The organism is Dyella marensis (genome assembly GCF_900112865.1).
GTDB lineage: Bacteria > Pseudomonadota > Gammaproteobacteria > Xanthomonadales > Rhodanobacteraceae > Dyella_D > Dyella_D marensis_A.
In genome coordinates this window covers 242744-262382 of the sequence record NZ_FONH01000002.1, presented here as the reverse complement: position 1 = coordinate 262382, position 19639 = coordinate 242744, and the positions used below count along the sequence as shown (strand labels likewise).

At 66.0% G+C, this 19639-nt stretch carries 19 protein-coding genes; 10 read left to right on the top strand and 9 right to left on the bottom strand.

Annotation, left to right across the window (positions count from 1 at the left end; genetic code table 11):
• Nucleotides 1-36 precede the first annotated feature (36 nt).
• Entirely contained in the window at nt 37-879 is an 843-nt protein-coding gene (locus tag BM172_RS03925; RefSeq protein WP_035323852.1) for a porin family protein, read from the top strand.
• Nucleotides 880-993: 114 nt separating this feature from the next.
• On the opposite strand, the gene BM172_RS03920 is transcribed toward BM172_RS03925, so the two are convergent.
• Entirely contained in the window at nt 994-1917 is a 924-nt protein-coding gene (locus BM172_RS03920) for a non-homologous end joining protein Ku (protein WP_026636608.1), read from the bottom strand.
• Nucleotides 1918-2108: 191 nt separating this feature from the next.
• Here BM172_RS03920 and ligD point away from each other — a divergent pair, with 191 nt between their 5' ends.
• On the top strand, nt 2109-4670 hold the full coding sequence (ligD, locus tag BM172_RS03915; RefSeq protein ID WP_026636609.1) for a DNA ligase D: 2562 nt from the start codon (nt 2109-2111) through the stop codon (nt 4668-4670).
• A gap of 120 nt (nt 4671-4790) precedes the next feature.
• Here ligD and BM172_RS03910 read toward each other — a convergent pair whose 3' ends face one another.
• The gene (locus BM172_RS03910) at nt 4791-5243 is read right to left on the bottom strand and encodes a PA2169 family four-helix-bundle protein (RefSeq protein ID WP_026636610.1); all 453 of its coding nucleotides are present in this window, start codon (nt 5241-5243) and stop codon (nt 4791-4793) included.
• Between the two features lie 69 nt (nt 5244-5312).
• Here BM172_RS03910 and BM172_RS03905 point away from each other — a divergent pair, with 69 nt between their 5' ends.
• Nucleotides 5313-5504: a DUF3309 family protein gene (locus BM172_RS03905; protein ID WP_231504246.1), complete on the top strand. Its 192-nt coding sequence runs from the start codon at nt 5313-5315 to the stop codon at nt 5502-5504.
• Between the two features lie 290 nt (nt 5505-5794).
• Here BM172_RS03905 and BM172_RS03900 read toward each other — a convergent pair whose 3' ends face one another.
• Nucleotides 5795-7144 (bottom strand): sigma-54-dependent transcriptional regulator, encoded by a 1350-nt coding sequence (locus BM172_RS03900; RefSeq protein WP_081805284.1) that lies wholly within the window; start codon nt 7142-7144, stop codon nt 5795-5797.
• 251 nt (nt 7145-7395) lie between these two features.
• Between BM172_RS03900 and BM172_RS03895 the strand changes: the two genes are divergently transcribed.
• Complete coding sequence (locus BM172_RS03895; protein WP_026636611.1) at nt 7396-7779, top strand: hypothetical protein; 384 nt, start codon at nt 7396-7398, stop codon at nt 7777-7779.
• A 25-nt stretch (nt 7780-7804) separates the two neighbouring features.
• Here BM172_RS03895 and BM172_RS03890 read toward each other — a convergent pair whose 3' ends face one another.
• Nucleotides 7805-8359 (bottom strand): BON domain-containing protein, encoded by a 555-nt coding sequence (locus BM172_RS03890; protein WP_026636612.1) that lies wholly within the window; start codon nt 8357-8359, stop codon nt 7805-7807.
• 164 nt (nt 8360-8523) lie between these two features.
• Here BM172_RS03890 and BM172_RS03885 point away from each other — a divergent pair, with 164 nt between their 5' ends.
• Nucleotides 8524-8715, top strand: coding sequence for a hypothetical protein (locus BM172_RS03885; protein ID WP_026636613.1), 192 nt, complete (start codon nt 8524-8526; stop codon nt 8713-8715).
• Between the two features lie 214 nt (nt 8716-8929).
• Here BM172_RS03885 and BM172_RS03880 read toward each other — a convergent pair whose 3' ends face one another.
• Together BM172_RS03880 and BM172_RS03875 are read right to left on the bottom strand one after the other, a co-directional pair.
• On the bottom strand, nt 8930-10864 hold the full coding sequence (locus BM172_RS03880; protein ID WP_026636614.1) for a hybrid sensor histidine kinase/response regulator: 1935 nt from the start codon (nt 10862-10864) through the stop codon (nt 8930-8932).
• A 113-nt stretch (nt 10865-10977) separates the two neighbouring features.
• Nucleotides 10978-11379 carry a response regulator gene (locus BM172_RS03875; protein ID WP_026636615.1) on the bottom strand — a complete coding sequence of 134 codons (402 nt, stop codon included), beginning with the start codon at nt 11377-11379 and terminating at the stop codon, nt 10978-10980.
• 388 nt (nt 11380-11767) lie between these two features.
• On the opposite strand from BM172_RS03875, the gene BM172_RS03870 reads away from it, so the two are divergent.
• Nucleotides 11768-12898 (top strand): DUF3182 family protein, encoded by a 1131-nt coding sequence (locus tag BM172_RS03870; protein ID WP_026636616.1) that lies wholly within the window; start codon nt 11768-11770, stop codon nt 12896-12898.
• On the top strand, nt 12885-13700 hold the full coding sequence (locus BM172_RS03865) for an alpha/beta hydrolase family protein (RefSeq protein ID WP_197022889.1): 816 nt from the start codon (nt 12885-12887) through the stop codon (nt 13698-13700). The genes BM172_RS03870 and BM172_RS03865 overlap by 14 nt, the downstream gene beginning before the upstream one ends.
• 27 nt (nt 13701-13727) lie before the next feature.
• Here the strand turns inward: BM172_RS03865 and BM172_RS03860 are convergent, their stop codons facing one another.
• Nucleotides 13728-14723: an enterotoxin A family protein gene (locus BM172_RS03860; protein WP_026636617.1), complete on the bottom strand. Its 996-nt coding sequence runs from the start codon at nt 14721-14723 to the stop codon at nt 13728-13730.
• 44 nt (nt 14724-14767) lie between these two features.
• A complete protein-coding gene (locus BM172_RS03855) occupies nt 14768-15700 on the bottom strand; it encodes a hypothetical protein (RefSeq protein WP_026636618.1) in 933 nt (310 codons plus the stop codon).
• Nucleotides 15701-16120: 420 nt separating this feature from the next.
• Between BM172_RS03855 and BM172_RS03850 the strand changes: the two genes are divergently transcribed.
• From BM172_RS03850 to BM172_RS03840, 3 genes are read left to right on the top strand one after another with little or no spacing between them, the layout of a single operon-like run.
• Complete coding sequence (locus BM172_RS03850) at nt 16121-17125, top strand: SDR family oxidoreductase (protein WP_026636619.1); 1005 nt, start codon at nt 16121-16123, stop codon at nt 17123-17125.
• 22 nt (nt 17126-17147) lie between these two features.
• Nucleotides 17148-17615 (top strand): DUF421 domain-containing protein, encoded by a 468-nt coding sequence (locus tag BM172_RS03845; RefSeq protein WP_026636620.1) that lies wholly within the window; start codon nt 17148-17150, stop codon nt 17613-17615.
• Entirely contained in the window at nt 17612-18580 is a 969-nt protein-coding gene (locus BM172_RS03840) for a cation diffusion facilitator family transporter (RefSeq protein ID WP_081805289.1), read from the top strand. Before BM172_RS03845 ends, BM172_RS03840 begins: the two co-directional genes overlap by 4 nt.
• Before the next feature lie 522 nt (nt 18581-19102).
• Here BM172_RS03840 and BM172_RS03835 read toward each other — a convergent pair.
• Nucleotides 19103-19387 (bottom strand): hypothetical protein, encoded by a 285-nt coding sequence (locus tag BM172_RS03835; protein ID WP_090423540.1) that lies wholly within the window; start codon nt 19385-19387, stop codon nt 19103-19105.
• Nucleotides 19388-19639 lie beyond the last annotated feature (252 nt).

Below are 19639 nucleotides of genomic sequence, written 5' to 3'. Positions count from 1 at the left end.
AGATTTCCAGCGCACATCGACATCGGGAGCCAACGCATGAACGAACGGAACCGGCGGACGAACGCACGCATCGCCGCGAAGTTATCGACGGCCGTACTGCTCGCCTGCGGAAGCGGCGCCGCCGCCGCACAGCAATCGCCGGCGCTGGACAATGTGAGCGTGTGGCTTGGCGGTTTCTACGCCAACACCGACACCAAGATCAGCGCCAACGACCGCAACAATCTGGTCCGCGGCAGCGTCAACCTCGAGGACGACCTGGGCTTCCCCGATCACAAGTTGAGCCCGCGTGCGCGCGTCGACGTGCTGCTGGGCGAGCACCAGGGCTTCTCTTTCGACTACTACACGATCAACCGCGAAGAATCCCGCTACCTGAGCCGCGACATCAATTATCGCGGCGTCACCTACGGCGCCTCCGCCAAGGTCAGCGGCAAGCTCAATTTCGATTTCGGCAGCGCGGCGTATCACTGGTGGTTCGGCAATGGCAATAGCGTGTTCGGCGTCGGCGTGGGTGCGGCCTACTATGGTGTGAGTACGCGCATCAGCGGTGAGGCGACGGCGCTTGGCCAGACCGCGCAGGCAACCGCCAAGAGCGACGACAACGCCTGGGCGCCGATGCTGCAGCTGGGGTGGCGTTATGCCGTGAGCGACCAGTTGCGCGTATATGTCGACGCCTCTGGCGTGAAGAAGAATGGCCGCAAGCTGGGTGGCCATATTTATAACGGCGCGGTCGGCGTGGAATGGTTTCCCTGGAAGAATGTCGGCCTGGGCGCGGAATACGGCTATACCAAGATCAAGGTCAAGCAGGGCCACAATGCCTATGACGACCAGCTGGACATGAAGGTCAACGGGCCCTCGTTGTTCCTGAGATTGCGCTTCTGAGGCCCGACGGTAGCCGTAGGTTGGGGTGAGCCAAGGGCGAACCCCAACGGTGCGCTCCATCCATGCGTCCGTTGGGGTTCGCCTTTGGCTCACCCCAACCTACATCGGCTTTGGTTATCGCCGGCGATGGCCAGTCCGTTTGGCCGTCTTCTTCGCGGGCGCCTTTTCCTTCGTCCGCGTCCTCGCCTTCTTTGCCGGCGCCTTCTTCGCTGTTGGCGCCTTCTTCGCCGCCGGCGTCCGCTTGTTCTCCGACAGGCTCTTCTGCAGCAGCGACATGAAGTCCACCACATTGGTGGCGGTCTCCTCGGCCGGCTCTTCCTCGCGCTCGACCGGCCGCACCACACCCTTGGACTTCATGCGCTTCTCGATGGTCTTCTTCAGCCGGTCGCGATACTCGTCCTTGTAGTCCGAAGCCTTCCACTTCGCGCTCATCGCATCGATCAGCTGCGCGGCCATGTCCATCTCGCGTGTGGAGATGCGGTAGTGCGACGGCGGCTGGTCGGGGATGTTGTATTCGCCGGCGTCGATGATCTCCTGCGGATAGCGCAGCAGCATCAGGTACAGCGCCTTGTCGCGTGGCACCACCTCGCACAGGTATTCGCGCGAGCGGATCACCACCCGCGCGATGCCGACGCGGCCGGTGCGGGCGAGGATCTCGCGCAATAGCACATAGCCTTTCTCGGCTTTCTTGGCCGGCACCAGCACGTAGGGCTTCTCGACAAATTCGGGCCCGACGGCGCTGGCCTCGACGAAGGCCTCGATCTCGACCATTTCCTTGCTTTCCGAACGCGCGGCCTGCACGTCTTCCGGCTCCAGCACCACGTAGCTGCCTTTCTTGTATTCGAAGGCACGCACGATGTCCTTCCAGGGCACTTCCTCGCCGGTCTCGGTGTTGACGCGTTCGTAGCGGATGGGCGCGTTGTTGCGCCCGTCCAGCATGCGGAAGTGCAGGTCCACATTGCGCTCCGCCGGCATCAGCGACATGGGGATGTTCAGCAGGCCGAACGAGAGCGAGCCGTTCCAGATCGGGCGAGGCATGGCAGGGCCACCGGGGTTGCCGAGGGGAACCCCAGCAAAGCGTGGCGGGAGTAAAGCGAGCGTGACCGCGATGTATCGGCCATGGCATGCCTGGTGTATCGACCTGGTGGTCACGGGGCCGCCGCTAGGCTCGCCTGCGACTGCCGGCGCGGCTCGCCGCGCCCATCGCCACCGATGATCCGAGGCCGCGCATGAAACTCCAGGAGTATCGACGCAAGCGTAACTTCCGGCAGACCGCCGAGCCGTCGCCGAGCGCGAGGGCGAAGGCCGGCGGCAGCATCTTTGTGGTGCAGAAGCATGCGGCACGGCGCCTGCATTACGACTTCCGGCTCGAGATCGACGGCGTGCTCAAGAGCTGGGCGGTGCCGAAGGAGCCGAGCTTCGATCCCTCGGTGAAGCGGCTGGCGGTGGAGGTGGAAGACCATCCGCTGGCCTATGCGGATTTCGAAGGCGACATTCCGAAAGGCAACTATGGCGCCGGCCATGTCGACTGCTACGACCGCGGCGTGTGGTCGGCCGAGGGCGATGTCGACCAGCAGTTGCGCAAGGGGCACCTGCATTTCACCTTGCACGGAAAGCGCCTCAAGGGCAGCTGGCACCTCGTGCGGGGGCACCGGAAGGAGCGGCAGCCTTCGTGGTTCCTGATCAAGGCGCATGATCGCTATTCGGTAGAGGAGGGCGGCGAGCCTCCCTCCACGCCCACGGCAGGCAAGAGCGCGAAGAAGGTCGCGGGCAAGAAGACTGCCGCGAAAACCGCGGCGAAGACCGCCAGGCCGCGCCGCGCGAGCACCGCCCGGCGCAGCTCGCTGGCAACCCTCGCCAAGCAGGCCGCTGCCTTGCCCGGCGCGCGCAAGGCCGCCATCGCCGCCGAGTTCTTCGCCCCCGAGCTGTGCCGCCTGGTCGAGCAACCGCCGCGTGGCGAGTCATGGCTGCACGAAGTGAAGTGGGACGGCTACCGCCTGCTCGCCGCCATCGCCGACGGCGAAGTGACCTTGTGGTCGCGCAACCGCATCGCCTGGACCGGCCGCGTCCCGGCGATCGTGCATGCGCTGGAGATGCTGGGCCTGGACAGCGCGCGCCTGGACGGCGAGCTGATCGCCATCCGCCATGGCCATAGCGACTTCGGCACGCTGCAGCAGGTGCTCTCCGGCGAATCGCGCGCGCCGCTGATGTACGCGCTGTTCGACCTGATCCATCTGCAGGGCCATGATCTGAGCCGCGTGCCGCTGCGCCAGCGCAAGGAGCTGCTGCAGCGGCTCCTTGCCGCCGCACCGGACACGCAGGCGCAGCTGCTGTTCAGCGCCCACCATGTGGGCGGCGGCGAGCGCATGATGGGCCTGGCCGAGCAGTGGAAAGTCGAGGGCATCGTATCGAAGGCCGCCGATTCGCCGTACCGCGGCGGCCGCGGCGACGATTGGCGCAAGGCCAAGCTGATGGAGAGCGACGAGTTCGCGGTGGTCGGCTATACGCCGGGCAAGGGGACGCGCGAAGGCTTCGGCTCGTTGCTGCTCGGCCGGCCCAACGCCAAGGGCGGCTGGGATTTCGCCGGCCGCGTCGGCACCGGCTTCGGCGCGCAACAGCTGCGCGAGATCGCCACGCAGTTGCGCCGCCATGTGCGCAAGTCGCCGCCGGTGGAACGCGACACCATCGACCCGCTGCTGCGCAACGCCACCTGGGTGGCGCCCGCGGTGGTGGTGGAGGTGTATTTTCGCGGCTACGGCAACCATGGCCTGCTGCGCCAGCCCAGCCTGAAGGCGGTGCGCCTGGACAAGGGCATCGGCGACCTGGGTCAGGGCGACCGGCCCGCCGTATCCACCAGGCAGCGCGGCGACAAGGCGCCGGCCAGGCGCCGTATTTCATCCGCGAAGGAGCCAGCCATGGTCACCATCACCCACCCGGAGCGCGTGATCTATGCGGACCTGGGCATCACCAAGCAGGACGTGGCCGATTATTACCAGGCCGTGATGAAGTCCTTCCTGCCCGGCGTGGCCGGCCGCCCGGTGTCGGTGCTGCGCTGTCCCGAGGGCACCGCCGGCGACTGCTTCTTCCAGAAGCACATGATGCAGGGCCTGCACCATGTGCGCGGCGCCAGGCTGAAAGAGCAGCGCGGCGCCAGTGCGATCTATCTGTGTCCGCACGATGCCGAGGCGGTGCTGGAGCTGGTGCAGTTCGGCGCGATCGAATTCCACCCCTGGGGTGCGCTGGCCAACGATCCGGACCACGCCGATCTGATGGTGTTCGATCTCGATCCCGCACCCGACGTGAAGTGGCCGCGCGTGGTCGCCGCGGCGCGCCTGGTGCGCAAGCTGCTGGGGCAGGTGGGCCTGCAGTCCTTCCTGCGCGTCACCGGCGGCAAGGGCCTGCACGTGGTGGTGCCGCTGCGCCCCGCATGCGCGTGGCCGGCGGTGAAAGGCTTCGCGCACGCGTTCGCCGATGCGCTGGCGCGGGCCTGGCCGGACGAATTCATCGCCCAGGCCAGCAAGAGCCGCCGCGAGGGCCTGATCTTCGTCGACTACCTGCGCAACGCGCGCGGCTCGACCAGCATCGCTTCGTACTCCCTGCGCGCGCGCAAAGGTGCGCCGGTGGCGGTGCCGGTGCGCTGGGAGGAACTGGGCAAGCTCAAAGGCGGCGATGCCTTCGATATCCGCACGGCGGTGCAACGGCTGAAGCGGCTGCGCAAGGATCCGTGGGAGGGCTTCGGGGAGATCGAGCAGGGCGTGGAGGATATCGACGCGGGTCTGCTGTCGATGTAGCCGGCCGGGCGCAGGTTGGGCTGAGCCGAAGGCGAACCCCAACGTGGCGTCGTCATCAGGACAGGCAGGTTGGGGTTCGCTGCGCTCACCCCAACCTGCGCTGCGGCTTGCTTCGCTGCATTACGAATGCAGCATGTGCTTCATCCGGCTCATCTGGTCATGCCCGCTGCGCACCGAGATATTGGCATCGGCAATGATCGCCCGCGTGTCCGTCGTGACGTCGCCGTCTTCCAGCGCATCCTCGAACTTATGCTTGATGTGATCCTCGCCGCGCTCGACCTCGTCGATCACCGCCTCGTCGCTCTTGCTCAGGCTGTTGCGCAGATTGGTGAACATGCGATGCGCCGACGCCAGCACCGTGCCGCTGTCTTCCGGCTTGCCGCCGAGGAAGGCCACGCGCTGCTGCAGTTTGCCCACCACTTGTTCGCGCTCCGCCGCGCGGTCGCGGAACAGGCTGGCCAGCTGCGAGCTCTTGGCATCCTTGGAGGCCTCGCCGTAGCCGTCGGCGCTGTCGAGCGTGGTGGCGATCAGGTCGTTGAGAACCTTGACGTCATGTTCGTTGGTGGCAGTCATGAAAAGTCTCCGGTAAGGGTGGATGAACATGCGGTGGCCGGCAGCGGCGCATGGCACGGATGCTGCTGCATGGAAGTGCCACCGAAGACAGGAGAAAACGTCATGTCGTTGTCGATGATCCTCTTGATCGTGCTCATTCTTTTGCTGATCGGTGCCGTCCCGGCCTGGCCCTACAGTCGTGGCTGGGGTTACGGGCCCAGCGGCGGTCTCGGCGTGCTGCTGATCATCGTGGTCGTCCTGCTCCTGATGGGCGTGTTGTGATACGTCCCGTGCCGATGCGGCGGCAACGCCGCCGCATCGGTTATCGCAACATCCATGCCAGTGCCCGTCACCGCACGGCTGGCGACAATTCGACCTGCGCCTGCCCGAATGCAGGTGCAGCGCTGGTAGTAAGTGCAAGCATGAGAAGAAATTACACGCTTGCTTGCCAGCCCGGCAGGCAGGCAAGCCTGCGCCGGTCGCGCACGTCGATGCCGCATGCACGCTGTCTCGACGCAGCCTGGACGTTCGCGGGTCTGGGAGTTGTCGGCAGGCATGGTGCGGCACCGCGCTCACTGCTTGTGCGCAAGCTCGTCGCTCGAGGCGTAGCGGGCCAGCTTGTTGTAGATGGTCTTCAGGCTGATGCCCAGCACGTCGGCGGTGCGCGCCTTGTCGTGGTTGAAGTATTCCAGCGTGCCGAGCAGGGCGCGCTTCTCCATCTCTTCCAGCGACATGCCGACGTGCATGTCGAAGCGGGTCTTGTCGCGCAGCGGCGCCTCCATCGCCTCCGGCGAGGCCGGCACCTCGATGGTTTCCTCGGCCAGCACGAAGGCGCGCTGGATCACATGGCGCAGTTCGCGCACGTTGCCGGGCCAGTGGTGCGCCATCAGCCGCGCCACGGCCTCGGCCGAGAACTGCCTGGCGGTTTCGTAGCGCTCGTTGAGCTGATCCAGCAGGTGCGCGGCGATATAGGGAATGTCTTCCGGGTGCTCGCGCAGCGCGGGCATGCGGATGGGGAAATCCATCAGGCGGTAATAGAGGTCCTGCCGCAGCAGGCCCTGGTCGACCGCCTCGGCGGGCACGCGATTGCAGGCCGCCACCACCCGCACATCGACCGGCTGGCTCTTGTGCGAGCCCACGCGGGTGACGCGCCGCTCTTCCAGTACGCGCAGCAGGTGGGTCTGCAGCGCCAGCGGCATCTCGGTGAATTCGTCCAGGAACAGCGTGCCGCCTTCGGCCTGCTCGAAATAGCCGGCGTGATCGCGCACGGCGCCGGTGAAGCTGCCGCGCTCATGGCCGAACATCTCGCTGGGCAGCAGCTCCGGCGCCACCGCGCCGCAATTGACCGCGACGAAGCGGCCTTTGCGCCCGCTCAGTTCGTGCACGGCCCGCGCGGCCAGTTCCTTGCCCGTGCCGCTTTCGCCATGGATCAACACGGTGATGTCCATCGGCGCGACGCGCTCGATCTTGTCGAACAGCGCGCGCATCGCGCGGCTATGTCCGATCAGCGCGCCGCAGCGCGGCTCGCGGGCGCCCTCGGCATGGCGCAGCGCGGCGCTGGCGCGCGCGCGGTCCAGCAGTTCTTCCAGCTGCTCGCCGCGGATCGGCTTGACCAGGTAATCCGCCGCCGGCAGCCGTACCGTACGGATCGCGCTGTCCACCGTGGGATAGCCGGTGAGCACGATGGCTTGCCCATGGCGCGAGAGCGCGATGCGTTCGATCAGGTCCAGGCCATTGCCGTCGGGCAGGGAGATATCGACCAGCGCCAGGTCGTAGGTGTGCGCCATGGCGGCATCGCTGGCCGCGGCGAAGCTGGTGGCCGTGATGACTTTGCAACCCTTGAGTTTCGCGTGCGCACTGGTCGCTTGGAGGCATCCCGGATCGTCGTCGACTAGGAGGATCGTTGGTGCAATGGATGTCATGGGGTTCTCAAGGGAAGGTTAATCGCCGCGGTTCGCGCGATCGCGCGAGCCGGGCCTGCATGCATGGCAGTGGAGACGTATGCGCTCCACACGGGCGCTTCATGCAGGAATGGATGGTGCATGGCCCCGGGTGCACGCCTCGTCTAATTCGTGTGGACATGCCGATAGCACGAGGCTGCCGCGATGGCACATGGCTTGCTGGCTACGTATCGACGGCTTTCGTCGATGCTGCCGAGGAGGCTTCAGTCGCGATGTCCGAATTGCCGGTGGTGGTGCTGGTGCAAGACGAGCACGGCGACGTGGAGCGCGCGGCGGAACGCCTGCGCGGTGCAGGAATGCGCAACCCCATGGTTCATCTGCGCAACTTGTGCGAGCTGGCCGAATGGCGGACGGGGCGTCCATGGGAGATCGCGTTCCTGATCGTGCATGCGGATGCCTGTCACGAACTTGATACAGGCGAGACGCCGCCGCTGCTCCCGGCCTATCCGGCCTTCGCCGTGCACAGCACCGACGGCCGGCTGATGGCCTCGACCTGGTTGTCGCCTGGAACACGCGGCACGACGCCCAGGCCGTTCGACGCTTCCACGGTGATGCGTTCGCTGCAGGCGCTGGGCCTGCGCTGGCTGGTGGTCTGACCCGCGAACGGGGCTTGGCATACCGTCAGAACGGTTGCGTGTCCTTGCTCTCTACCTTCAGCCGGTTATCCACTTCGCGCACGCCGCGCACGCTTTCGGCGATCGCCTCCGCGTCGCGCCTGGCCTGCCGCGACGGCACCATGCCGGCCAGCACGACGCGGCCGTCGCGCACGCTCACTTCGATCTCGCTCGCATCCATGTCCGAGTCGCCGGCGAGGCGTTCGCAGATCGTGTCGAGCATGTCTTCGTCGCCTGGCGGCGAGCGGCGAGGGCCGTGGCCGCGGTAATGCTGTTCTTCGCCGGGCTGCGGCCCGTCCTGGCTCCAGCCCGCTGCATGGTCGCGGGAGTAGCCGCGAGCGTAGCGAGCGGGATCGCCGGGTTGCTCGCCCGAGGGGCGCGGATGAGCGTGGCCGCTGTACCCACGCGTCGAATCCTGCTGGGCGGCCGGGTAGTCGTCGTCGCCCGAATCCGCGTAGCCGGCGTAGCTCTCCGGGCGATTGACGTAGCGCGGGTCGCGTTCTTCGCCCCGGTGTTCGTGGTGTGGGCGCTGTCCGCGCGGATCTCGCTGCGATGGTTTCATGGCGTTCTCCTGGGGGCGGTGTTGCCTGGACAGGCATACAAGCGCCATGCCAACTGCTGCAGCTTCGGCGCACGCGTCGTGCGTTCACGCGATGCCGAGTCCGATTGCATGCCTGTTTCACCCCTGCCGCTCCATCCTGCCAGTGCCCGCCGAGGATGAGCACCATGAGCGACCGTGACCGCAAAGACTCGAAGCATCCGCTGGACTCGCCGCCGAAGGAGCGCGAGACCGAAGCCGAACGCGAGGCGCGCAAGCGCAAGGAGAGCGAGAACCAGGATCACTCGCTGGAGGAGACTTTCCCGGCCAGCGACCCGGTATCGCCATTCGTGCCGGCGAAGGCGCCGAAGGATGAATGACGACTAGGCTGCAGGGGAACAGGCCCCCTCACCGTCATTCCGGCGCAGGCCGGAATCCAGTAACGACATGCTGCATCGAGCGACAACGTCGATGCTCTGGCTGTGGATCTTGTCGCGACAATCGAATATCGACGCTGCTGGATTCCGGCCTGCGCCGGAATGACGGTGAGGGGGGCGTCGGGTTGCCGGCAAGGCCTGCCGCTGTGCCGATGCCTCAATCCACCCCCGCCAACGTATAAATCTTGCTGAGCAAGGCCCCCATGTCGAACGGCTTGGTCAGCATGTCCATGCCTTCCCCCAGCGGCGGCCCTTGTTCCAGCACCCACGAATCGGCGTAGCCGGTGGTGAACAGCACGCGCAGTCCCTGCCGGTGCGGCGGCGCGCGGTCGATCATGAGGCGGCCGTTGAGGCCGGGCAGGCCGACGTCGGCGATGGCCAGGTCCAGCGGCTGCGGCGAGCGCAGGATTTCCAGGCCGCGGTAACCGTTGTCGGCCTCGATCACCACGAAGCCCATCTCGCGCAGGCGCAGCGCCACCGGCTCGCGCACGGCCGGCTCGTCTTCCACCAGCAGGATGGTCGGCTGGCCCGGCAGCTTGCGCGGCCGTGCCGGCGCCGGCACAGCGGTTTCTTCCAGTTCGCGGGCGACCGGCAGGTAGAGCGTCACCGTGGTGCCTCGCCCCGGTTCGCTGCGCAGGCGCAGGCTGCCGCCCGACTGCACGGCGAAGCCGTACACCATCGACAGGCCGAGGCCGGTGCCATGGTCCTTGGGCTTGGTGGTGAAGAACGGATCCATCGCGCGCTTGAGCGTGTCCTCGTCCATGCCACAGCCGTTGTCGTTCACCGCGATCGCCACATAGCGTCCGCTGGCGAGGCTGGCGATGCGCTGCTGCCCGTCCAGGTTGTCGACCTGGCCCGCGGCGATGGCCTGCAGGCCACCGTCGCGCATGGCATCGCGCGCATTGATCGCCAGGTTGAGCAGGGAACTCTCGAAATGGTGCGGGTCGCAGCGCACTAGGCAGGGTTCGCGCGGAAAGTCCAGGCGCAAGGTGATCGACTCGCCGATGGTCTGCCGCAGCAACTGCTCCATGCCGAGGATCGACTCGCGCACGTCCACCGCGCGCGTCACCAGCGGCTGGCGCCGCGCGAAGGCCAGCAGGCGATGGGTCAGGGCGGCGGCGCGATCGGCCGCCTGGTGCGCATTGTCGATGAAGCGCACGGTGTCCTTCAGTTCGCTCTGGCCGGCGCGGAGCCTGGCTACTTCCAGCGAGCCGATGATGCCTTGCAGCAGGTTGTTGAAGTCGTGCGCGATGCCGCTGGTCAGCTGGCCCAGCGCTTCGATCTTCTGCGCCTGGAACAGCTGCGCGCGGGCTTCCTCCAGGTGCCGTTCGTTGTCGCAGCGCTCGGAGATGTCACGGATGACCAGCGCGAAACCCAGCAGGCGGTTGGACTGGTCGTGTACCGCGTCGACGATCACGCAGGCCTGGAAGCGGCTGCCGTCGCTGCGCACCTGCCAGCATTCGGCGGCGGCCTTGCCCTCCGCCCGGGCTTCCTCCAGCAGGCGCCGGGGCAGGCCGGTTTCCACTTCTTCCGGCGCGAACAGCAAGGCGCAGTGCCGGCCCACCATGTCCTCGGCCTGGAAGCCGTTGACCCGGCGCACGCCGCGGTTCCACTCGGTGATCAGGCCTTCGAGGTTGAGCATGCAGATCGCGCAGTCCGACACGCTGTTGACGAACAGGCGGAAGCGCCGCTCGCTCTCGCGCAGTTTTTCCTCCGCCATGCGCCGGTCGGTCATATCGCGCAGCACCTTGGCGAAACCGATCAGCTCGCCGTCCTCGCCGCGGATCGCATCCAGCGCCACATAGGCCCAGAAGCGGCTGCCGTCCTTGCGGATGCGCCAGCCTTCCTCGGCATGGCGGCCGGTGCGCGCGGCCATGGCCAGCTCGTATTCGGCGCGGCGGACGCGGCGTTCGGCGGTGGGATAGAACAGCGCGACGGGCTGGCCGATCACTTCCTCGGGCCGGTAGCCGAGGATGCGTTCGGCGCCCTTGTTCCAGCTGACGATGCGGCCCTCGGTGTCGAGCATGTAGATCGCGTAGTCCACGATGGAGTGGACGAGCAGCTCATAGGAGAGAGGCCTGGCGGTCGTCATGCGAGCTTCCTGAAACCGTTCCGGCTCGTCCAGCTCTTTCGCCGCGGTCGGCAGCAGGCCCGCCTCCTGCAGTCCCGGCTGCGGTGCGTCCCCTTGCCGGCGTTTTCCGGTGGTCACAGCGCTTGCGCGCGCCAGCCAGGGGCCGTGTCGTCGCCGGCGACCTGCTCGCGCGCCTCGTCGATCGCCGACAGCAGCTGGCGCCGGCCGTAGGGCTTGGGCAGGAAGGTGGCATGCGGGTGGCTCCAGCCGCTGAACGGATCCATGTCGCCGGAGACCACCACCATCGCGGCGCGCGAGCCCTGTTCGCGCAGCTTGTCCACCAGGTCGGTGCCGCTCATGCCGTTGCCCAGGTTTACATCGGTGAAGACGACGTCGATGTCGTCGCGCGACAGCGCGACGCGAAAGCCTTCTTCCGCGTTGCGCGCATGCACGACCTGGTACCCGGAGGAAGCCAGCAGCACGCTGGTGACTTCCAGGATTTCGAGTTCGTCTTCGATGACCAGGATGGTGGACATGCGGGCGTCGCGTGCTGCTTGGGGCATCGCGACTGTAGCGGCACGCGTGGTCACGGCAGCGTGACGGTCACGTGCATGCGGCAGTTCGCGAGCGTGCAGCGGTTGGCACGATGAATGCCGGCGTTTTTCCTCCGACGGAAAGAAAGTCGGCAGCGTGTCCATGCGCGAAGCTGGCCAGGGCACGTGAACCTGCAGCAGATGCCCGAGGGATCGCCGCAGACGCCGGTGCGTCCCCACCGCATGAGTGCTCTCGTGGTGGATGGCAGGGGCGCCGAGTGTCTATCGAACCGCCGGGCATTCACGTGCCATGCGCACCGCGGCGGGAACACTGCGATCGGGGCGAACGGGTGTCGCCCTCTGCTCCCCTGCGCCGGAGGAACCCGTGTCCATGGCCGAGAGCTCCCTGCGTTCCCGCGATGCAAGACGCGTGCTCGTCTACGCGCCCATGGGCCAGGCGCCCGGCGGCCACGAGCTGTCCTCCCACCTCTGGGTCGCCGAACGCCTGGCCGGCCTGCTGGGCATGAGCTATGGCGGCATCGGCCGCGACACCGAACGCCGCCCGCACGGCGAGCGCTACGTGGTGCCATATCGCACCTTGAATGCGCGCGAGGCGCGCCGCTTCGGCATCGCCGGGCCGAACGACCTGTTCGGTGGCGTGGTGAACGAAGATTTCGTCGGCACCAAGCTGATCAGCCACGGCCTGGTGCGTCCCGGCAGCGCCGCGCCGCCGGGCTGGTCGGAGCAGTTTGCCGAGCGCGTCATCGATGTCGTGTTGCCGGGCTATGCGGTGTTCACGCCGGAGGACCTGCGCATCGCCGCCGCCCGGCTGCTGCACGAGGGCAGCGTGCGTATCAAGTCGCCGTGGGATGCCGGCGGCCTCGGCCAGCACGTGGTGGCCTCGCTCGCCGACCTGGAGCCGTTGATCGAGCAGGCCGGGCCGGGGCCGTGGCTGGAAGACGGCTTCGTGGTGGAGCGCAACCTGGAGGAGGTGGCCACGGTCAGCGTGGGGCAGGTGGCGCTGGAGGGCATCCGCGCCAGCTATGTCGGCCGCCAGCGCCTGACCCGCAACCACGACGGCGTATGGGTGTACGGCGGCACCGATCTGCTGTGCACGCCGGGCGGCCTGGACACGCTGCGCCAGCTCCCGCTAACCGGCGATCAGCGCCTGGCGGTGGAGCAGGCGCGCTGCTATCACGACGAAGCGCTGCAATGCTTTCCCAATACGTATGCCTCGCGTGCCAACTACGACGTGGCGCAGGGCCGGGACGCCGGCGGCCGCTGGTATTCGGGCGTGCTGGAACAGTCCTGGCGCATCGGCGGCGCCAGTGCGGCGGAAGTGGAGGCGGTGGGTGCGCTGCTGGCGCATCCCGCGCGCCGTGCCGTCTGGGCCGCCACCCGCGAGAGCTACGACCCGCGCGAGCCGGTGCCGTCCGACGCCAAGATCGTGTTCCATGGGGAGGACGCACAGGCCGGCTTCCTGCTCAAGTACGTGAGGACCAAGCGCAGTGCCGGTACGTGACGACGTCATCCACATCAGCATGCGTGGCCGCGAACTGGCGGGCACGCTGATTTCCCCGGCGCCGCGCATGCCGGCCGTGCTGATGGTGCACGGCTGGGGCGGCAGCCAGCGCCAGTACCGCGCCAACGCGCACAAGGTCGCTGCCCTGGGCTGCGTATGCCTGACCTTCGACCTTACCGGCCACGTCGCCACCGCCAGCCAGCGCGACACCGTCTCGCGCGAGGAAAACCTGCACGACATGCTGGCGGCTTACGATTTCCTCGCTGCGCATCCGCTGGTCGAGCGCGATTCCATCGCCGTGGTGGGCAGCAGTTATGGCGGCTACCTGGCGGCCCTGCTCACCGAGCGCCGCCCCGTGTGCTGGCTCGGCCTGCGCGCGCCGGCGATCTATCGCGACGACGACTGGAGCGTACCCAAGCGCCTGCTGGCGCGCGTGCAGAAGCTCGGCGATTACCGCGGCCAGCCGATCGAAGCAAACGACAATCGCGCCCTGCGCGCCTGCTCGCGCTTTACCGGCGACGTGCTGATCGTCGAATCCGAACACGACGAGATCGTCCCGTCGCCCGTGCTGGCCAGCTACCGCAAGGCCTGCACGGAAACCCATTCGCTCACCTATCGCGTCATCCGCGGCGCCGACCACAGCCTGAGCGACGAGGCTTCGCGCGAGGCCTACAGCTCGATCCTGGTGCATTGGCTGGAGGAGATGATGCTGGGCGCGCGGGGACAGGTGCGCGCCGCGGCGGCGAAGGTGCGCGGGAGCGACAAGCAGGAGACACCGCTGCGGCGCGCGGGGCAGAGCTGAGGGTGAATGTCGACGCGCGTCAGCCCTTCATAGCTCGCCGTGCCCTTGTCCGCCGCTGGCGGATTGCAGATCATCAGTGGCGATGAGAACGCGCATTGCCCGCCTGAGCTTGGACAGGTTGATCGTCGGGGGCGGTGTGCAATCGGGTGCCTGAAGACTTCTTTTGTGGGACGAAGATGGGCAATCCGGAAAAAGCCCGGGATGCATGTAGCCGCTCGGCCCCGCTACGGCGACGAGATCTCCCTCGCAACTTGGTCCTGCCGGGCCGCTTCCACTTTCGTCGTCGCCGGTGGGTGGCATGGGCGGGCGGCAGGCTGAAGACGAAGCGCTGGTGACCGGCTCAGGTGCGGTGTAAGGATTGGGATTGGCGCGGGTATCGGCGTCGATGTAGTGGTGATTGTCGATCGTCTCGATCAATGCCAGGTTCAATCTGCGCTGCTGCATCGCGTGGTCCACTATGCGCACCACTCCCGTCGCCTCGAGAACATCGACAGAGGCAATCATGTTTGCCGGAATCGATCTGTCGCTTACGAATGTCGACTGCAGCGCGCTTTCGCTCATGAACGTTATTCCCCTGGAGACTTCTTGCAGCCAATCGGTGCAGACATTCGCATCTTCGGCACAGCCGGCGGCATGTGAGACCTCTCGTAAATGCCGTACGCTGAGATTAAGGTCGTAAAAGTCGTTGTTGGCGCGAATGCGATAGATGTATACGCGCTCCAGCCCTCTTTGAAACATAGTGGATTCGCTGATGCGGAGGGCTGCGGCCCGATACTCCGTGGTTGCAATGAATCCTGGATTGTTTGCCGGCCCGCGCGACCTGACGAATATGGAGTTGCTCATGTACCTTCTCAGGTCGAGGTTGGTCCCCCTCGTGGTGAAGCCGCTCGTGAAGATTTCTTCTGGAGGCCTGGTGTCGACGCGATAGACGAATTTGGGCTGGGCAAGGCATGGCATCGATACGACGGCGAACAAAGCCATCAACCACAGGTGCAGATAATTATTGGACAGGCTTCGTTGCATGGCGCTCTTCCATCTCATGGCGAGTGAATCCGAAATCTGTGCCGTCATAGCTCGTCGCGCCCTTGTCCCCCGCCGGAGGGCTGCAGCTCCAGGTCGGCCACGAGGACGCGCAACGCCCTGGAGCGTCTGGAGATATTGACGACGGGCAACTTCGCGCAATGCGCGGCATCGATACTTCTTTTCATGCGCGGAAGACAGACTGGAAGCATGCCGACCGCTATGACGCCGAACGCGCCGACGACCGCAAGCCTGTCACCGTCGCAGTCCGGTCCTGCAGCGCCTTCGTTGTTGTCGCTGCTCGACGCCTGCGGCGCTGGATTTGAACAGGAGGAAGGAGCGGATGAGGTGTCCGGGGCTGACCAGGCGATGGGGTAGGGGCTGAGGTTCGTATAAGAAGGATCGCGTTGGACAAAATCCTCGTTGTCCCACGTCTGGGTCATATCGATCTGCGGGGGAGCCGTAAACGAAGGTCCTGCCGTGTAGGTAAATGAAGAGGCGGAGATGATCATGTCTCCGGTGATCGACTGGTCGGTTACATACTGTTCGTGCGAATCGAAGCGATCCACGAGATCCTCCACGTCGAATGTCACGCTCCAATTCGCGCCCGCCGCCCGCATGCGCTGAAGAAGATCCCGCAGGCTGCTGTTGACGCTGTAGAAGTGTTGATCGACCTGGATGCGATAGATGTATCCGGAGTACGTACTCCTCGCCATGGACATGAGCGAAATGGCTGATTCCTCATCTCCGACGAGGTCTATGAATCCCGAGCTTTCTCCGTGCCCTCGCGCGAAAAGCCAGCTGTAATGGTTCATCAGATCGAGGTTGGCTCCCGGAGCAGTGAAGCCTTCGGCGAACACTACCTCCGGCGGCCTGGAGTCGATTCGGTAGAGGAACTGCTTTCTGCCCAAGGCCAGGCAAGGCAGGGCAGGAAGGGCGAGTAGCGCCGCGAGGCACACCTGGAGAATGATTTTCTTCATGATTGGAGTTCGAATTTCGGGCGACGGTGAAGATCGGTTTTCGACAGCACGATAGGTGTCCTCAGCTTTCGATCTTGATGCTGGCGATCAGTCGATGGTGTTGCGCAGCTGGCTGATTTCCATGTCGCATCCTTAATGGAAGAAACCTAAAACAATGACCGCCTCTTGCGGGTGTGGCCGATCCGATCTCGAGTCGGCCGGGCACCGAGAACGGGCATGGCGGGCCGGCTCGGCGGTGGGGGTCCAATGCAGTCCCCCCCGGGGGCGGAGATTCGAGATGCCTCGTGTGCTCACACGATCGCGTATCCAACTTGACGACCTGTTCATAGCCACAAATCCACCATCGATCGCACCACCGAGGCGCACCCAGGCGCACTCCCACCCATCGACATGCGGCAGCCCGCCGCGAGGAATTCCCTGATGGCCGTCCGCACCCGCTCCAAAGCCACCGCTGCCGCCGATCGCCAGCGCGCCGTGCAGCGTGAAATCGACGAGAAAGACAGCGCCAAGGCGAAGTCGGGCAAAAGCGCCGCCGCCGAAAAATCCGCCAAGCCCAAGCAGGCGACGGCGCGCAAGCAACCCGAGACGCCGCTACCTGAGCAGCACCAGGCCAAGCCCGGCAAGGAGCATCAGCTGCAACCCCGTCCGCACTTCAAGGCGCCGCAGTACAAAGGCAGCGACAAGCTCAAGGGCATGGCCACGCTGATCACCGGCGGCGATTCCGGCATCGGCCGCGCCGTCGCGGTGCTGTTCGCGCGCGAAGGCGCCGACGTCGGCATCGTCTATCTCGAATCCAGCGACGACGCCGAGGAAACGCGACGCCATGTCGAGCAGGAAGGCGGCCGCTGCCTGCTGATCCAGGGCGACGTCACCGATCCCGACTTCTGCCAGCAGGCCGTGGAGGAGACCGTGGAGGAGTTCGGTCATCTGGACGTGCTGGTCAACAATGCTGCGTTCCAGGAGCACGCCGATACCCTGGAAGACATCACCGAAGAACATATGGACCTGACCTTCCGCACCAACCTGTACGGGTACTTCCACATGGCCCGCGCCGCGTTGCCGCACATGAAGGCCGGCGCCAGCATCATCAATACCGGTTCGGAGACCGGCTTGTTCGGCAATCCGAAGCTGCTCGATTACTCCGCCACCAAGGGCGCGATCCATGCCTTCACCCGCTCGCTCTCCGCCAACCTGGTGAAGAAGGGCATCCGCGTGAACGCGGTGGCGCCGGGCCCCGTGTGGACGCCGCTCAATCCTGCCGACCAGCCCGCCAAGAGCGTGGCGAAGTTCGGCAGCAGCAATCCCATGGGGCGTCCCGCGCAGCCGGAAGAGGTGGCACCCGCCTATGTATTCCTCGCGGCGCCGAGCTGCGCCAGCTACATCTCCGGCGCGATCCTGCCGGTGATGGGAGGTCCGACCGGCTGAATGCAGGAGGGTAGGCAACGGCATGACCATGACCGAACTCACCATGCCCTGGTACATGTTCGTGGTCCGGGGCGCCATCGCCTACATCGGCCTGCTGGTGCTGCTGCGGCTGGCCGGCAAGCGCACCTTCGGCGAGCTGTCCGCCTTCGACATCGTGGTGCTGATCCTGGTCGGCGGCACCTTGCGCACGGCGATCGTCGGCGACGACAACTCGCTGCTCGGCGCCTTCATCGGCGTTGCCACCATCCTGGCGCTGGACCGGATCATCGCGTTCTTCACCGCGCGCACGTCGTCGCTCAATCGCCTGGTGGAAGGCGAGCCAGCGGTGCTGGCTCGCTATGGCCTGGTCGACCGCGAGGCGCTGCGACGCAATAACGTACCGATGGCGATGTTCGAGCGCGCGCTGCGCGCGCAGGGCGTGCGCAATGTCGGCGACGTGGTGGAGGCGCGGCTGGAGCCGAACGGCAAGATCACCATCCTGCACCGATGAACCGCGCCCACGCCAGCGACGCGGTGCGCCGCCTCGATATCGCACAGCCGGCCAAGGGGCAGCCCTCGCGCCGCGTGATCCTGGCCGCGCTGCTGGGTAATGGCGCGATCGCCGTGACCAAGGCGCTGGCCGCTTTCGTCACCGGCAGTTCGGCGATGTGGAGCGAAGCGGTCCATTCGGTGGTGGACACCGGCAATCAGTTCCTGCTGCTGCACGGCCTGCGCCGCGCGGCGGTGCCGGCGACGCCGCGGCATCCGTTCGGCCACGGCCTGGAGCTGTATTTCTGGGCGTTCATGGTGGCGATCCTGATCTTCGGCCTTGGCGCCGGCGTTTCCCTGTACCAGGGCATCGAGAAGATCCGCGCGCCGCATCCGATCCAGCACGCATGGGCCAGTTATGCCGTGCTGGTCGCCGCGGCGATATTCGAGGGCAGCGTGTGGCTGCTGGCGCTGCAAACCTTTCGCCGCCAGACGCGCCAGGCGCCGTTGCTGCAGGCGGTGCAGGCCAGCAAGGATCCGACGGTGTTCACGGTGCTGTTCGAGGACACCGCGGCGCTGCTGGGCATCCTGGTGGCGCTGGCGGGGGTGACGGCGTCGGTGTGGTCGGGCAATCCGGTGTATGACGGCGTGGCGTCGCTGGTGATCGGCTTGATCCTGGCCGCGACGGCGCTGCTCCTGGCGAACGAGTGCCGGAGTCTGCTGGTGGGGGAGGCGGTACGGCCGGAGGTGGTTGCCGATGTGCGACGGCTGGTGCTGGCGCAGGCGGAGGTGCGCGGCATCAATGAGCTGTTGACGATGCATTTCGCGCCGCGGGAGGTGTTGCTGAATATCAGTCTGTCGTTTGTGCCGTCGTTGTCGGCGGCGGCGATTCAGGAGGCGGTGAATCGCATGGAGGGGGAGATCAAGAGGGAGCATCCGGAGATCCGGAGGGTGTTTATCGAGGCGCAGTCAGCGCGGGGGGGATGATCGCTGGTGCGATGGGGGGCGCTGCTTGCGCTTTTTTTCGTCATTCCGGCGTAGGCCGGAATTCTGTTTCCGTGTCGCCTGATGGTCGCGTGGCGGCGACTTGGCCGCTACGCAGCGGGCGTTCCTTTTTTTGCTCGTCATTCCGGCGTAGGCTGGAATCCAGTTTCCGTATCGCCTGATGGTCGCGATCCGGTGACCTGGCCGCTTATGCAGCGGGCATTTCGGACGCCTGCCGGCGCCCGAGTTACTTTTTCTTTGCTGGCCCAAAGCAAAAGTAACCAAAAAGAAATGGCCTAAGAGCGGGACTGGGGCGAGCCTTGGTGCTGCGCTTTATTTGCCACACCCTTGCACCCCTCTCCCCTCCGGGGAGAGGGCAGGGTGAGGGGCCGGGCGGAGCGTCGTACGAAACCTCGCGATCCGGCGTAGGTTGGGGTGAGCCGCAGGCGAACCCCAACGCTGCGAGGCGTATGAAGGTGACGATGTTGGGGTTCGCCTGCGGCTCACCCCAACCTACGCGTGGCCTTACGGAGCGATGCCTTCCTCGGCCTCATCGAGGCGATAGCTGAGCGATTCCGCATAACGGCTCAGGTAATGCACGGCGGTGAACACGCCTTCCACGCAGGTCGGCGGCAGTGGCCATTCGCCCTGCTGCACCGGCACGTTGCATGCCTGCAGGTCGCGGAAGGTGTCGCTGTTGGCGAGGATGCCGGTAAGGACGTTGATGGCCATGCTGATGCTGGCCAGGTCGTTGTGGGTGCGGAGCTGGAAGCTTGAGTCGGTGTCGGCGCCGTGGAAAGGACGACCCAAGGGGCTGGTAGGGGCATGTTCGGTCAGAACATTCGGGCAAAACGTTCCCGTATCATTGCTGATAGCCATGACTAACTCCGTGTAAGTTGGTTGTGGTCAGCGGGCCGTATGGGTCACTACCCCATGCGGCCCGCGCTTTCGCTTCATCGCGGAAGGTCGTCGATGTGTATCCGAGACGCGGTGCATCGACGACCTGCTCAGGCTATCGAGATGCGCATGGCGTGTCTGTAGGGAAAGGCTGATTTGTGGTTG

What these genes read in the sequence shown, in the direction of transcription:
- BM172_RS03925 (WP_035323852.1), top strand. Translation starts at nt 37, where the DNA reads ATGAACGAACGGAACCGGCGGACGAACGCACGCATCGCCGCGAAGTTA.
- BM172_RS03920 (WP_026636608.1), bottom strand. Translation starts at nt 1,917, where the DNA reads ATGCCTCGCCCGATCTGGAACGGCTCGCTCTCGTTCGGCCTGCTGAAC.
- ligD (WP_026636609.1), top strand. Translation starts at nt 2,109, where the DNA reads ATGAAACTCCAGGAGTATCGACGCAAGCGTAACTTCCGGCAGACCGCC.
- BM172_RS03910 (WP_026636610.1), bottom strand. Translation starts at nt 5,243, where the DNA reads ATGACTGCCACCAACGAACATGACGTCAAGGTTCTCAACGACCTGATC.
- BM172_RS03905 (WP_231504246.1), top strand. Translation starts at nt 5,313, where the DNA reads ATGGAAGTGCCACCGAAGACAGGAGAAAACGTCATGTCGTTGTCGATG.
- BM172_RS03900 (WP_081805284.1), bottom strand. Translation starts at nt 7,144, where the DNA reads ATGACATCCATTGCACCAACGATCCTCCTAGTCGACGACGATCCGGGA.
- BM172_RS03895 (WP_026636611.1), top strand. Translation starts at nt 7,396, where the DNA reads ATGTCCGAATTGCCGGTGGTGGTGCTGGTGCAAGACGAGCACGGCGAC.
- BM172_RS03890 (WP_026636612.1), bottom strand. Translation starts at nt 8,359, where the DNA reads ATGAAACCATCGCAGCGAGATCCGCGCGGACAGCGCCCACACCACGAA.
- BM172_RS03885 (WP_026636613.1), top strand. Translation starts at nt 8,524, where the DNA reads ATGAGCGACCGTGACCGCAAAGACTCGAAGCATCCGCTGGACTCGCCG.
- BM172_RS03880 (WP_026636614.1), bottom strand. Translation starts at nt 10,864, where the DNA reads ATGACGACCGCCAGGCCTCTCTCCTATGAGCTGCTCGTCCACTCCATC.
- BM172_RS03875 (WP_026636615.1), bottom strand. Translation starts at nt 11,379, where the DNA reads ATGTCCACCATCCTGGTCATCGAAGACGAACTCGAAATCCTGGAAGTC.
- BM172_RS03870 (WP_026636616.1), top strand. Translation starts at nt 11,768, where the DNA reads ATGGCCGAGAGCTCCCTGCGTTCCCGCGATGCAAGACGCGTGCTCGTC.
- BM172_RS03860 (WP_026636617.1), bottom strand. Translation starts at nt 14,723, where the DNA reads ATGCAACGAAGCCTGTCCAATAATTATCTGCACCTGTGGTTGATGGCT.
- BM172_RS03855 (WP_026636618.1), bottom strand. Translation starts at nt 15,700, where the DNA reads ATGAAGAAAATCATTCTCCAGGTGTGCCTCGCGGCGCTACTCGCCCTT.
- BM172_RS03850 (WP_026636619.1), top strand. Translation starts at nt 16,121, where the DNA reads ATGGCCGTCCGCACCCGCTCCAAAGCCACCGCTGCCGCCGATCGCCAG.
- BM172_RS03845 (WP_026636620.1), top strand. Translation starts at nt 17,148, where the DNA reads ATGACCATGACCGAACTCACCATGCCCTGGTACATGTTCGTGGTCCGG.
- BM172_RS03840 (WP_081805289.1), top strand. Translation starts at nt 17,612, where the DNA reads ATGAACCGCGCCCACGCCAGCGACGCGGTGCGCCGCCTCGATATCGCA.